The organism is Acinetobacter sp. AHP123 (genome assembly GCF_023757925.1).
Taxonomy (GTDB): domain Bacteria; phylum Pseudomonadota; class Gammaproteobacteria; order Pseudomonadales; family Moraxellaceae; genus Acinetobacter; species Acinetobacter oleivorans.
Genome location: NZ_CP092454.1, coordinates 3,928,908 through 3,942,889, shown reverse-complemented (window position 1 = coordinate 3,942,889; position 13,982 = coordinate 3,928,908). Strand labels below are relative to the sequence as shown.

Annotated in this window: 12 protein-coding genes and 1 pseudogene; 10 read left to right on the top strand and 3 right to left on the bottom strand. The window is 38.4% G+C overall.

Annotated features, from left to right (window positions below; translation table 11 throughout):
- The first annotated feature begins 35 nt into the window (after positions 1 to 35).
- From gap to MJX77_RS18655, 5 genes are all read left to right on the top strand, one after another.
- Positions 36 to 1,055 (top strand): type I glyceraldehyde-3-phosphate dehydrogenase, encoded by a 1,020-nt coding sequence (gene gap / locus MJX77_RS18675; RefSeq protein ID WP_252060141.1) that lies wholly within the window; start codon positions 36 to 38, stop codon positions 1,053 to 1,055.
- Positions 1,056 to 1,366: 311 nt separating this feature from the next.
- A complete protein-coding gene (locus MJX77_RS18670; RefSeq protein WP_003652693.1) occupies positions 1,367 to 2,533 on the top strand; it encodes an ATP phosphoribosyltransferase regulatory subunit in 1,167 nt (388 codons plus the stop codon).
- Positions 2,534 to 2,596: 63 nt separating this feature from the next.
- Positions 2,597 to 3,916 carry an adenylosuccinate synthase gene (locus MJX77_RS18665; protein ID WP_151767711.1) on the top strand — a complete coding sequence of 440 codons (1,320 nt, stop codon included), beginning with the start codon at positions 2,597 to 2,599 and terminating at the stop codon, positions 3,914 to 3,916.
- 120 nt (positions 3,917 to 4,036) lie between these two features.
- Positions 4,037 to 4,354, top strand: coding sequence for a hypothetical protein (locus MJX77_RS18660; RefSeq protein ID WP_005299047.1), 318 nt, complete (start codon positions 4,037 to 4,039; stop codon positions 4,352 to 4,354).
- A 115-nt stretch (positions 4,355 to 4,469) separates the two neighbouring features.
- Entirely contained in the window at positions 4,470 to 5,252 is a 783-nt protein-coding gene (locus tag MJX77_RS18655; RefSeq protein ID WP_005299044.1) for a M48 family metallopeptidase, read from the top strand.
- Between the two features lie 53 nt (positions 5,253 to 5,305).
- On the opposite strand, the gene MJX77_RS18650 is transcribed toward MJX77_RS18655, so the two are convergent.
- A complete protein-coding gene (locus MJX77_RS18650) occupies positions 5,306 to 6,355 on the bottom strand; it encodes an NADP(H)-dependent aldo-keto reductase (protein ID WP_252060139.1) in 1,050 nt (349 codons plus the stop codon).
- A 159-nt stretch (positions 6,356 to 6,514) separates the two neighbouring features.
- Entirely contained in the window at positions 6,515 to 7,222 is a 708-nt protein-coding gene (gene crp / locus MJX77_RS18645) for a cAMP-activated global transcriptional regulator CRP (protein WP_004793675.1), read from the bottom strand.
- A 241-nt stretch (positions 7,223 to 7,463) separates the two neighbouring features.
- Between crp and MJX77_RS18640 the strand changes: the two are divergent.
- The 3 genes and pseudogenes from MJX77_RS18640 to MJX77_RS18630 form a co-directional block, all read left to right on the top strand.
- Positions 7,464 to 7,526, top strand: a pseudogene (locus tag MJX77_RS18640) (hypothetical protein); the annotation flags it as partial.
- 135 nt (positions 7,527 to 7,661) lie between these two features.
- Positions 7,662 to 8,084 carry an OsmC family protein gene (locus tag MJX77_RS18635; protein ID WP_252060137.1) on the top strand — a complete coding sequence of 141 codons (423 nt, stop codon included), beginning with the start codon at positions 7,662 to 7,664 and terminating at the stop codon, positions 8,082 to 8,084.
- A gap of 95 nt (positions 8,085 to 8,179) precedes the next feature.
- Positions 8,180 to 8,605 (top strand): GNAT family N-acetyltransferase, encoded by a 426-nt coding sequence (locus MJX77_RS18630; protein WP_252060135.1) that lies wholly within the window; start codon positions 8,180 to 8,182, stop codon positions 8,603 to 8,605.
- Here the strand turns inward: MJX77_RS18630 and MJX77_RS18625 are convergent.
- Positions 8,602 to 9,411: a M23 family metallopeptidase gene (locus MJX77_RS18625; protein WP_252060134.1), complete on the bottom strand. Its 810-nt coding sequence runs from the start codon at positions 9,409 to 9,411 to the stop codon at positions 8,602 to 8,604. The genes MJX77_RS18630 and MJX77_RS18625 overlap by 4 nt on opposite strands.
- A gap of 343 nt (positions 9,412 to 9,754) precedes the next feature.
- Between MJX77_RS18625 and MJX77_RS18620 the strand changes: the two genes are divergently transcribed.
- Together MJX77_RS18620 and MJX77_RS18615 are read left to right on the top strand one after the other, a co-directional pair.
- Complete coding sequence (locus MJX77_RS18620; RefSeq protein WP_252060132.1) at positions 9,755 to 10,573, top strand: Dyp-type peroxidase; 819 nt, start codon at positions 9,755 to 9,757, stop codon at positions 10,571 to 10,573.
- Positions 10,524 to 13,664 (top strand): pyruvate formate lyase family protein, encoded by a 3,141-nt coding sequence (locus tag MJX77_RS18615; protein ID WP_252060130.1) that lies wholly within the window; start codon positions 10,524 to 10,526, stop codon positions 13,662 to 13,664. Before MJX77_RS18620 ends, MJX77_RS18615 begins: the two co-directional genes overlap by 50 nt.
- Positions 13,665 to 13,982: the final 318 nt, after the last annotated feature.

Here is a 13,982-nt window from a genome sequence, read left to right as displayed (position 1 = left end):
TCTTTAGCCTGTAGTTTTGTAGATAAGGATAGGTCATGCAACGTATCGCCATTAATGGGTTTGGCCGAATTGGACGTAATGTGTTACGTGCCTGGTTTGAGAGCTCAAAACAATTTCAATTTGAAATCGTGGCGATTAACGATATAGCAGATGTGCAAACATTAGTGCATTTATTTAAATATGACTCAACACATGGTCGCTTCAATGGAAATGTGGAAATATTCATTGAAAATGAAAAAGTTTTTTTGAATATTCAGTCAAATCAACGAGCGCTAAAAGTTGAGGTTTTAAAGCAGAAACAACCTGAACTTTTACCATGGTCTAGTTTAGATATTGATGTGGTACTTGAGTGTACAGGACTGTTCCGTTCTCACGCTGATGCAACGCGTCATCTACAAGCAGGGGCGAAGCGGGTGATTATTGGGGCAGCGCCTTTTGATCATGTCGATGCAGCCATTGTTTATGGTGTGAACCATCATGAAGTCAAAGTGACTGATCAGATCATATCAAGCGTTTCATGTACTACGCAGGCTTTGGTTCCATTGGTAAAAATCATTGATGATGCTTTTGGTATTGAAACTGCGCTTATGACCGAAATTCATGCAGTAACGGCAGACCAATCTGTACTCGATCACGCACATCGTGATTTGCGCCGCGCTAGAGCTTCAGGGCAAAATATTATTCCGACCACGTCTAGTGCACTCGGTGCATTAAAACGTGTTATGCCTAAAATGGAAGACCGTATAGATGGTTATTCAATTCGGGTACCTACTATTAATGTAGCTGCAATTGATTTAACTTTTATCGCGCAATCTCCAATTACTGTGCATCATATTAATGAATTGCTAATTAAAGCATCTCAAACAGACTATGCAGAAATTATGGCAGTGACTGATGAGCCTTTAGTTTCAAGCGATTTTAACCATTCACCTTATTCACTTATCGTTGATTTAACTCAGACTATGGTCGTTGGGCATCAAGCTAAAGTATTTGCTTGGTACGATAATGAATGGGGCTATGCAAATCGATTATTAGATTTGTGCGATTCTTTTTAAATTTAAAATAACTTAAGAAAGCTATTCAACAGTCAAGGTCGGTTAATTGCAAACAGGGCGATAGTTCAGATATTGGCCCTTTCTTTGCTCGAAGAACTTTTGACTATGATATAAATAAAGCAGAGTAAGATATTGAATATTATTATTAATTGTTTAAATCTTCTTTTTGACTCTAGAGTTTATTAAGAAAGATTTATGCAAATTGTCAGGTGCATGGCAGAAAGTATCATGCTACACTAAGAGAAATCGGGTGTGTTCCCGATTTTTTTATGTGGGGTCGTTCCACGTTGATCAGATTTTAGGCTTGAAATATGACCATTTCAGAGACATGGTTGCTGCCTGACGGGGTAGCAGATGTATTGCCGGAACAGGCACAAGTCATTGAAAAACTTCGCCGTGAAGCTTTAGATTTCCTCGCGGTGCGAGGTTATCAATTGGTATATACACCATTTATCGAATACATCGAATCGTTGTCTTCATTATCAGAATCAAATCAAGACTTAGATTTAGTAACTTTTAAGGTTATTGATCAGCTCTCAGGCCGTTTACTCGGTGTTCGTGCTGATATGACGCCACAAGTTGCACGTATTGATGCACATGTAAGACCAGTTGAAGGTGTTGCACGTTACTGTTATTCAGGGACTGTATTACATACTAAACCACAAAATTTCAATGCCACACGTGCACCGTTGCAATTAGGTGCAGAGTTATATGGCCACGATAGTATCGAAGCTGATGTCGAAATGGTCGATGTCATGTTAGGACTGATTGAGAACATCTATACCTTACAAGGCGCGCATTTAGATTTAGGTCATGTAGGCTTGTTCCGCAGTCTAGTGAAGTATGCTGGCCTGTCAAAAAATGAAGAACATGAACTGTCTGATCTTTATCAAAGAAAAGCATTGCCAGAGTTAGCAGAGTTTACTCAAAGCCTTAACATGGGTTCTGATTTCTATGCGCTTGGTCGTTATTCTAGTGATTTAGAAGCATTGCAGACCAATTTAAGTGCCAATATTTTGCAAGATGCTGAATTTAAGTCAGCATTAGATGCACTAAAGACGACGCTTGAGCAAATAAAAGGTCGTTGGCCAAATCTCAATATTGGTATTGATGTTGTAGAGCTACGTAGTTATCACTATCACACTGGCTTAATGTATGCAGTATATGCGCCGAACCGTGCTGCGCCGTTAGCGCAGGGTGGCCGTTACGATGGTATTGGTGAGCACTTTGGTCGTGCACGTCCTGCTACAGGCTTCAGTTGTGATTTATATGCCTTAGGTGCAAATCAGTTCGCCGAAATAGAAACTGTTGTTGCTCCAAAAGGGTCAGAACAAGATTTACTCTCAGCAATTTCGAATGCACGCGCTCAAGGTTTACGTGTCGTTCAATTGTTAGGTAATGATGATTTAAGTTCTATTCCATACGCGACCCATCAACTCGTGGCGCAAAATGGTCAATGGAATATTGAAAAGATTTAAACGCCAACGGTAAGTTTTTACTGATGGTTTCCAATTTTAACAGCATGATGTAATGAGGCTATTATGGGCAAAAATGTTGTGGTACTTGGTACCCAATGGGGCGACGAAGGTAAAGGTAAAATCGTCGACCTGCTCACAGATCAGGCGGCTGCGGTAGTACGTTATCAAGGCGGACATAACGCAGGTCATACTCTTGTCGTAGGTGGTAAAAAGACTGTATTGCACCTCATTCCATCAGGCATTTTACGTGAAAACGTATTGTGCTTAATTGGTAATGGTGTAGTACTTTCACCAGCCGCGTTAATTGAAGAAATGGGAATTTTGGAAGCGGAAGGAGTTCCTGTTAAAGAACGCCTACGTATTTCTCCAAACTGTCCACTCATTTTGCCTAACCACATTGCACTTGATCAGGCACGTGAAAAGAAACGTGGTAATGCTAAAATCGGTACTACAGGTCGTGGTATTGGTCCTGCTTACGAAGATAAAGTAGCTCGCCGTGCAGTGCGTGTTGCTGACCTTGTTCGTGGTGGTGCAGCATTAGAAGAAAAACTGTCTGAAATGCTTGAGTTACATAACTTCCAATTGACTCAGTTCTACGGTGTAGAAGCTGTTAAATTTGAGGATGTATTGGCTCTTTGCAACCAATGGCGTGAAGTTCTTGCTCCATTAGTGATTGACGTGACTAAAGTGTTACATGACTACCGCAAAGAAGGTAAGCCTGTAATGTTTGAAGGCGCTCAAGGCTCACTTTTAGACATCGACCACGGTACTTATCCGTATGTGACTAGCTCAAATACAACTGCTGGTGGCGTAAGCTCTGGTTCAGGTATGGGACCTTTACATCTTGATTATGTATTAGGTATTACTAAAGCTTATACAACACGTGTAGGTGCTGGCCCATTCCCAACTGAATTGGTTTACGATGCAGCTGCTGATGCTGGTGACCCAGTGGGTAAACACCTTGGTACAGTTGGTCATGAATTTGGTGCTTCTACTGGTCGTCAACGTCGTTGTGGTTGGTTTGATGCTGAAATCCTTCGCCGTTCTGTAGATGTAAACTCACTTTCTGGTATTTGCTTAACTAAACTAGACGTTCTAGATGGTTTAGAAGAAGTAAAAATCTGTGTGGGCTATGAAAATACAGATTCAGGCTGTGTAGGTTCTTCTGATGCGGTTTCTTTTGAATGCTTGAAACCAATTTATGAAACTATGCCAGGTTGGAGCGAATCGACTGTTGGTTTAACCAGTATCGATCAATTACCAGCAAATGCTTTAGCTTATGTGAAGCGTATTGAACAATTAATCGAATGTCCGATTGATATCGTTTCAACTGGTCCAGACCGTGCAGAAACAATTGTTTTACGTCATCCATTCTCTGCTTAATTAGCAAAGATTAAAAAAGGCCTCCTGAAAGGGGGCTTTTTTATACCCGACTAAAGTGCAGTTTTCGTTTTATTCGATTCAGATTAAAACGTTAGATAGATAAGGAATGATGGGCTCAGGATGAAGCTACAACCAACTATTTCGAAAACAATTTTTTATTCTTTTTTATTCGCTATTGGTGGTTCACCGACACTGGCGATGTTAGTTATTTATGGTCAAGAGTATCATGAAGATTTCTTCATGACCGCGTTTATGAGTTTGTCAGTATTGTTCGCATGTGTGTTAATTCCTGTGGTGCTCATACAAAATAGTTATTTACTCTGGAAAAGAGAAAGCCCTAATCTTGAAGAGAAAGTTAAGTTTTTAAGTTATGTTTATCTTGGCTTAAATGTAATATGTTTAATTTTCTGGATTTATTTGATGACTTTATCGGCTTGATCGTTACATAAATACTATGATCATGAAGAAATGAGACATTCAAAGTGTGAGTGGTATTTCTTATAATAAGTGCAAAAGAATAAACAGCTTTTTCTCGATTTAGGTGATCCATGTTATGAATAAAAAACTCTTTTTAAGCTTGTGTGCGGCAAGTGTGATGACCATTTCTGGCTGTGCAACAGTAGCGGACATGGCGGGTGCAGATACTGCAACCTTAAATGCTCAGTCTGCTCAAGGTTTTAGTAAGATGGTGCAGGAAGCGCGTGGCAAAGGAACGCTGGACACAAGTTCAAGTACCTATAACCGTATTAATGCTGTTTTTAACCGTTTAAAACCGTATGCAAACCAGATGAACCAAACTGGTCAGCCTTTTAGTTGGCAGTTGGCAGTACTGAAATCAGACACCATTAATGCTTATGTAGCACCAGGTGGTAAAGTGGTGTTCTATACAGGCATTGTAAATAAATTGAACCTGACAGATGCTGAAATTGCAGCTGTTATGGGGCATGAAATGACACATGCTTTAGAAGAGCATGCAAAAAGTAAAATTGGTGCTCAAGCTTTAACTGATTTAGCATTAAATATTGGCTTAAGTCAGATTAATGGTGGTAATGTGGGGCAACTAGGGTCGGCTGCGGCTCAGTTAGGTTCACAAGTCGGTGTAGGCTTACCATATTCGCGTAGCTTGGAAAGTCGTGCTGACCAAGGTGGCTTAATGCTAATGGCACGTGCAGGTTATAATCCAAATGCAGCGATTACACTTTGGGAAAAGATGAATAAACTTGAAGGTGGCGGTGGTTCATCATTCTTGTCTACTCACCCTTCTAACTCTCAGCGTATTAGCGATATGCGTCAAAACTTGCCTGCAGCAATGGCTATTTATAATAGCCGTAAATAAGATATAAATTTTTTATAAAAGAAAACGGATGCTTAAGCATCCGTTTTTTTTATTTAAGGAGCTGGGTTGGGCTGTTGAACATGAATGGCTTCAATGCCTTGTAAGACTTCAGCAGGCAGTTCAATTTCAAATGCCTGAATATTTTCTTTAAGTTGCTCTAGATTAGTGGCACCAATAATTGTGCTGGTTACAAAGAATTGTTGTTTGATAAATGCTAATGCCATTTGAGTTAAGCTTAACCCATGTTTCTCAGCTAGCTGTGCATATTGTTCAGTTGCCCACTCACTTTGAGGGTTACTATAGCGGCTAAAACGTGGAAATAATGTGACACGAGCATTAGCGGGACGAGCGCCATTTCTAAACTTGCCAGAGAGGTAGCCAAACGCGAGAGGAGAGTAGGCGAGTAAGCCAACATCCTCATATTTAGCAATTTCAGACATACCTATTTCATACGTACGGTTGAGAAGGCTATATGGGTTTTGAACACTTACAAACTTACTGACACCTAGCTTTTCAGCCAAATGTAAAAATTTCATAGTGCCCCACGGCGTTTCATTCGATAAGCCAATATAGCGAATGCGTCCTCGGTTAATCTCTTCTTGTAGAGCAAGTAATGTTTCTTCTAGAGGAGTGGTATCGTAATCATTTTGTGCTTGTTGGTTGCCATAAGCTAGCGTACCGAAAAAGTTGGTATTACGTTCAGGCCAATGCAGTTGATAGAGGTCGATATAGTCGGTTTGGAGACGTTTCAGGGAGCCATCTAGGGCTTTAGCAATATGATCGCTGTTGAAGCGCGTATGGCCTTCTCTGATGTGTGTTCCTCCAAAGCCTGGCCCTGCAATTTTAGAGGCAAGAAAGACTTTGTCACGTTGACCATTTTGGGCAAACCAATTGCCAATAATCGTTTCAGTTGCACCATAGGTTTCAGGTTTTGGCGGAACCGAATACATCTCTGCCGTATCCCAAAAATATAAACCGTGTGCTAGAGCATAATTGAGTTGTTCAAATGCTTCTTGTTGGGAGTTTTGCTCACCGAATGTCATGGTGCCTAAACAAATTTCTGGAAGTTTGAGGCCTGTGCGACTAAGTGGGTTAAATTGCATACAGCGGAATCCTTGGAAATTTTGAGTTAGCCTAACGGAGAATATGTATTCAACTTAAATCATAAAATTAGAATAGTTTGTAAGTTTTGTGTATTAACTCATTGTTGCATATAAAAAAAGCAAACCGAAGTTTGCTTTTTATTAAAAATTTAATAAATATTATTCTTCATCATCATAATCTTCATCAGAAACAGGTGCTTCTTCTAATGAAACATCAAAAATAAGAATAGCTTTACCATCTGTCTGGATCATGCCTTGATCTTCTAAGGTCTTGAGTACACGGCCAACCATCTCACGTGAACATCCCACAATACGGCCAATTTCTTGACGAGTAATACGAATTTGACGACCGTTTGGCAAAATCATTGCTTCTGGCTGTGAAGATAAGTCAATTAAACAACGTGCAATACGTCCAGACACATCAATAAACGCAAGATCTGTCATTTTACGAGTTGTATTTTTTAGACGGCGAACAAGTTGTGCAAAAACAGCATAACTTAAGTCCGGATATTGTTTGCTAAGTTCGTGGAAGTTGTCATAAGAAATTTCTGCAATTTCACAGACATCACGAGTACGGACTTCAGCTGTACGTTGAGGGTTCGGTTCGAAAAGCCCCATTTCCCCAAAAAAGTCGCCCGGATTCAAATACGCAACAACAATTTCACGTTCGTCATCTTCACGTAAAATAATTGAAACTGAGCCTTTTAAAATTAAATATAAAGATTTCGACTCTGTTCCGGCATCAACAATTGTGGTTCGTTTTGGATATCTGTTGATGTGAGCACGTTTTAATAATGCTTTAACGGATTCAGGTAGTTGCCCCGGAGATAAAGCATCTGTGCTGAGTTGTGAAAAATTTGAAGTCATGCTTAATATGTTCCGAATAGGGTAAACAATTCACACAAGCCCGAGATGAGCTATTACACAGAAGAGATGAAATTCCTTATCAACTCATTTTATGTTAGTGTACAAAACAAGGGTCTGTTGACATTTCACAGATGGTTGCGACATAAGACAATTCTTTTAGACGTTACCAAGCAAGAGCTATGAAATTTAGCCATTCTAAATAAATAGATCTTAACAACGGAACGTACAAAATAACATGGTCTTGCGCTGTGCCTGCGCTGCTTAAATGGCAACTCAGATTATGGCTGAAATTTCACAAACTATATAACAAAACTGGACAAAGGATTGCCATTGTCTGGGTTTTGCGTCTTATTTGGATTAATTTTTAGCTCTAACGCAATCCATAGATGAAATGTCAACAGACCCTGCTTAAATTTATAATTTTTTTTAGGTAGTTGCAATGCAAACAAGTGTACATTGGCTAGAGAATGTTGCTTTTGAAGCGAAATCAGATAGTGGGCATAGTGTCATTATGGATGGCTCACCTGAGTATGGTGGTGAAAACCGTGGTCCACGTCCTATGGAATTGCTATTAATGGGACTTGGTGGGTGTGCTTCGTTTGATATTGTGACCATTTTAAAGAAATCTCGTCAAGATGTGACGAATGTTGTATGTAATTTAAAAGCTGAGCGTGCTGACACAATTCCGGCTATTTTTACTAAAATCCACTTACACTTTGTGGTAACGGGTAAAGCTGTTAAAGAAAAACAGGTTGCAAAAGCGGTTGAATTGTCTGCTGAAAAATATTGTTCAGCGAGTAAAATGCTTTCCGATGGTGGTGTAGAAATTACCCATGACTTTGAAATTATTGAAGCGGAATAAGACAATTTTTTGATAGCTAAAAATTAAAAGAAGCTGACATTAGGGTTGGCTTTTTTATTGTCAAAAATAACTAAAAAAATAAGAGGAGGGATGAAATGAATATTCGTACTGCCAAATGGGAAGATACTCAAGCAATATGCGATTTACTTAAACAGATGGGCTACCCACAGACACTCACTCTTATCCAAGAAAAATTTGAAATATTGCATAATGACGCTAACTCACAAATTTTGGTTGCTGAAGAAAAGGGCAAGATTTGTGGTTTTTTATCTCTTTATTTTATTCCTCAAATTGCCTTAGAGGGTGACTTTGCCAAAATATGCTATCTGTGCGTTGATGAGAATATGCGTAGTAAAGGTGTAGGGCGGTTACTAGTACAAGAAGCTGAGCAACAAGCCAAGCGCCGTGGTTGTGATCGAATGGAACTTCATTCTGGAGTGCAAAGACCTTTGGCACATCAATTTTACCTAAGAGAAGGCTATATCGAAGCACCAAAGTATTTTCGTAAAGCTTTAAATTAACGAGCTGTATTTAGAAAAAGCTGAGGATCTACCCGAGCATTATTAAGGCTCATGCCCCAATGCAGGTGAGGGCCTGTCACACGTCCAGTTTTGCCCACTAAACCAAGTGTTTCTCCTTGGCGGATATGTTGGCCTTTCTCTACTTTAATTGCGCTTAAATGGCAGAACATGCTGACTAGGCCTTGGCCATGATCAACCAATACGGTTTGACCATTAAAAAAATAAGATCCAGTTTGGATAACGACACCATCTGCGGGTGCAACAACTTTTTGTCCTATTGGCGCAGGGATATCTAAACCTGAGTGGGGAGCACGCTCTTCACCATTAAAAAAACGCTTTCGTCCAAAAGAGTTAGAAAACTTCCCTGAAGTCGGGCGTATAAATGCTGGTAAGGTTTGCCATGAACTCTTCGTAAATGAGCTATACACATCATTTTGTTCTTTAGCTTCTTGAGCATAACGGTCTAACTGGCTTTGGTTCGGGTTCACATAATCTTGGTTAGTGACTTTAATCCGTTGCTCCGCATAGGGATAGGGCTTAATTTCTATTTGAATAGGGGTTTTATTCGTGTCGAGTTGTACATTGCCAAGTGGGGTAGATAAGGGAATACCCACAACAGCATAACGCTGCTGACCTTCCTGACTAATTAAAACTGGCTTTTGTTGAAAAGTGACCTGAGTAATATCAGCGGTTAATGGGACAACTGCGATGCCACCGGGTCTTCTTGAGTCTTGTGGGAGCTCAGCAAAGCAATAAAAAGGTATGGATGTAAAAAGTAACGAGGAGATGAGCTTTTTTATAAACATGGTAACCTTAGTTCTTATGCAAAGAATAATGAAGATTATATCAATAAGTTTTAATTAAAAGTTATTTTAATTTTTTTAAAGTAAAGGTTTGTTTGTTATTTTATTTTAACAGTTGATTGTTGAAATTGTATATTGCTCTTTATTTTGTTGGGTTTATTTATTTTATTATTTTAATTTTTCTAAATTTTATTTTTTTATGGTTTTTTTAGATTTTAATTCCTACTATTTTCTTTGGTTTTTAAAGATCTTGTTATTTTAATTTTTATTGTTAATAATGATTTGTTGGTTGAATTTATAATCAAAATTTTAATTATTATATAAATATTTTAAAGGACTTAATATAATGTTAGATATCTTTTATGAAGATCGTTTTACTGAAATATGGAAATATATGCAACGAGGGTTGGTTTATCCAGCCCCCCATGCAACTTTTAGTACGGTTTGGCTTAATACAGAAATTACACGTGAAAAAATTCGTCAATTAATGATCGCTGTGCGTCAAGAGATTAATAAAAATCCTGCACTTTCTAGTAAAAATACGACTTTGGCTGTCGGTGTATCTTTTGATAACTGGGATCTGATTTGTGAAAAAGATGGTTTATCACGACCAAAAGGAATGCAATTACATTATCCAAAGCGCCATCATCCAAATATCTCTAAAGTTTTTGCTGATTCTAATGGGAGTTTTAAAAACTCGGAAGGTGATATTTGGTTGCATGTAAAAAGTGATGATGCTAATGCATGTACAGTATTACAAGAATATATTGAGAAATTTTTAGCGTTAGATATTAAAGAAATAGTGAGTCAGGTGACTGCTTCACAATCTAAAAACGGTCGTAATGGTAAGGTTTTAGGATGTCGTTTCTCTGAAAATTTAAATAATCCATCTGATCCTATTTCACTGGCAAAGCATACTTTAATTGGTACTGAAGATATTGAGCACTTTGGTGGCTCATACGTTCTATCTCAACGGTTTCTAATTAACTGGGATCAAATCAATATGATGTCAGAAGATCAAATTGAAGATTTGATTGGACGTAAAACTGACGACACAATTATTCCCGATCGTGATAGCCGTTCGCACATTAAAGCGTCTCGTGTGCAAGATGAAAATGGAAATACAACACCTGATGCGTCTGGGCTTACCGTTCGGCCGTGCTGAGTCAAATTCAAGTTTTAGAGTGCCAAAATCGGTCACTAAAGCAGATGAAGCCGGAATTTATTTTGCTGGCTTTGCAAAAACTGCTGCCATTTTAGAAGAAGTAATGGCAAGTCAGGTTGGAGCAATAAAAGGTTTCATGAATGACAGATTATTCAATAATCTTCACTCAGACTTAGGCGGTATATTTTATGTTCCAAGTTTAAAAGATTTGGCATTAGATGATGCTCCAGAATATTTAAATGATTTTAGTCGGCTGGATAATGATAACTGGAACTTTTTCCCAGGGATGGATTGGACCCGATTTGATCGCCATTATACGAACAGTTCTGATAATGGTTTGATGTATTACAACCATAGTAATTACCTTTTTAATATGGCGACTGGGCTAAACCCTCATAGTGAATTTTTTAAACCACCATCAAACCGTATTTTAAGTCTACTTGAGAATACATTTTCTTTATGGCAAGACAACTGGTATTTCAACCGTAAACAAGAAGAGATTGAGCACGGGATAGATTATTACATTAACCAGTTCGATATCCTTGATAAGCCTGAAAATATTATGGGTTTATCAATTATGCTACGAAAAGGCTGGGCTATTCGATTAAGTCTGCAATTATTCTCATCAGAAAATTATGGTTTCCGTGGACGGAAAATATTATTAAAAGAAACGGGTGAAATGGTTCCATATTCGAGCAGACTTGAATGTCAAGGTAAGGTCATTTATGGATCGGACACTTATCGCATCATGCCTGATGAAATTATTGTAGGAGCCATGCCAAACTTGACCTTGGGTGAAGGTCGCTATGTCATGAAATATTTATCTGAAGAAGAGCGCCTTCAGGGTTTCCTGCGTAACTTAAGTGAAGCATCGGGTGTGGGGCATGTTATCCCAAATTATAAAAAAGCATTAGATTTAGGTTTGGCTGGTTTACAACAAGAAATTGCTAAACATGCAAATAATGCACAGACTCAAGAAAAGAAAGATTTCTATGAAGCTTCTGCATTGGCATTGATTGGTATTTCTGAATATTTCTTAAACTACTCAAAACTTGCATTTAAAATTGCAGACCGGATGCAAGAAGGACAGCAATTCGAAAAAGATAACTTAACTGCGATTGGTCGACGCATGGAAAAGTTGTCGAAAGATAAACCAGAGACATTTCTTGAAGCAGTTCAATTCATTTTTACATTACATAGCTGTCTGCATTTGAATGGTGAACCAACCGCATTTGGACGAATGGATCAACTGTTGCAACCTTTCTTTGAACAAGATGCGATCCCGCTTGAAGAAGCTCAGGAAATTATTGATGCGTTTTATATTAAGCTAGATGAAAAAGTACAACAAAACCGAATGTTTATGGAAGACCATCAACCTTTCGGTAATCTTGCGATGGGTGGTAGCTCAGGCCCTTATCCTCAAGGAGCATCTTTGGGGCAATGGATTCAGCAGATTACAGTCGGCGGTACAAAAGTTGACGGTGAAGCAGACTTTTCTAAAACTGAGCCTGCTTACAATGATGTGACACGATTATTCATTCGTGCATCAGGTCGTTTACCATTAAATGCTCCGTGTTTGTCTTTAAGAACTCGTAAAGATATTCCTGAAGATATTTTAGAAGAAGCTGCACATGCAATTTTATCTGGTGGCGCTCACCCGATTTTATTAAATGATGAAAAGCTTATTCCTAGTCTTCACCAGAGTGGAAATGGTGTAGGGGGAGATACACTCACTAATTTGTCAACTTGGAACTCTAAAGTCGATATTCGTTCAGCGCAGAATTACGCTTGTGATGGTTGTTATGAACCACAATTTCCGGGCGAAAACTGGTTCTCTTTAGGTGGCTTCTCGACATTACAGCCTTTGGAATGTGCATTAAATCAGGGCAGAACAATTTCAAGTGCAGGACAAAGCTATTTGTTTGGACAAACTGTTTCATTAAATACGAAACCTGCTGATCAGATTGAAAGTTTTGAAGAACTCTTAAAGCTCTATGAGCAACATTTTGAATTACTTAACCGCAAAGCTTTTAATGGCCAAATTCTAGGTTATGGTGCCAATACAGATATTTGCCCATCTCCAATTTTAAATGTATTGATGGATGATTGTTTGGCTAAAGGGCAAGATTTTTATAGTGGTGGGGCTAAATATAATATTTATGGACCGTGCTATATCTCTTTAAGTAATACGATCAATTCACTATATGCCATTAAGGCAATGGTATTTGATCCATTAACCGCAGTAACCACATTGCCTGAGTTGTTAGAGTGCTTGTGTTGTGACTGGGGATATAAAATGACCGAGCCATTTATTAGTAATTTAGCTGGTCATGCTCGTATTGCTGCACAAGCTGATCGTTATAAGCGTTTACGTGAGATTGCTTTGGCACAACCACGTTATGGGCGGGGGAATTCTGAAGTCGATAAACTAGGTGATAAAATTGTTCAAATGATTGCTGAAATATCAGTTAAAACATTTACCAATCCATGGCCCCAATTTGCACAAAGTCTTAAAAGTTTGGCTGAGCGTTATGGTTCAGAAGAGCATCCTTTTGGTATTCAAATTCAACCTGGCGTAGGAACTTTTGAAAATCATGTAGAGATGGGGGCTTGGAATGGGGCAAGTGCTGACGGTCGCCGTTTAGGTACAACTGTCGCATCTGATTTAAGTCCGTCACCAAGTCCAGCAGATTTAGCAATTGATCATCAAACAGTTGAATTCAGTCGTGCTTTACAAGGTTTTGCTGGTGTCGGAACAGATTTAATGGCTGATGGCGCACCTACAGATTTTAATATTGGTGAAGACTTTGGCGTTAAAGAACTTGTAGCCATCTTAAAGCAATTTAGCCAAGGTGGATCATCCAATATTTTAACAATAACGGTTGCTGACCCAGAAACATTTGCTCAAGCTGTAACATCACCTGAGCAATATAATCTGTTAAGAGTACGTACTGGTGGTTGGTCAAACTTCTTTACATCTGTGTTCCCTATTATTCAAGATCAACATCAGCGTCGTCCAATCTCTACGCCAGATCTTCCAGAAGAAAAAACAGAGCAAGCTAAATGTCCGTTCCACCAATGGCATAACTGATTATCTGTTTTGTAAGGTAGTCTTTCAAATGAAGGGCTACCTTTAATTATTTTAAAATTTAACAGTGATAACTATTAAAAAAATGGTAGTTTTAAAATTGCCATTTTTTGCAGAAATTCAGATAAAAACTTGGCCTTTTTGTTTTCTCTTAAAAATTATACAAAATATACTTGAAATAGATCATTCATAAACCCATATTATAATGGAGTTTTACTCATTGTTATTTTAATAACATTATGAAAAATATATAAAAATTTATTTGAAATCCGAAGAAATGTTCCCATCTATTAGACAAGTACAAATTTGTTGTGAGGAATA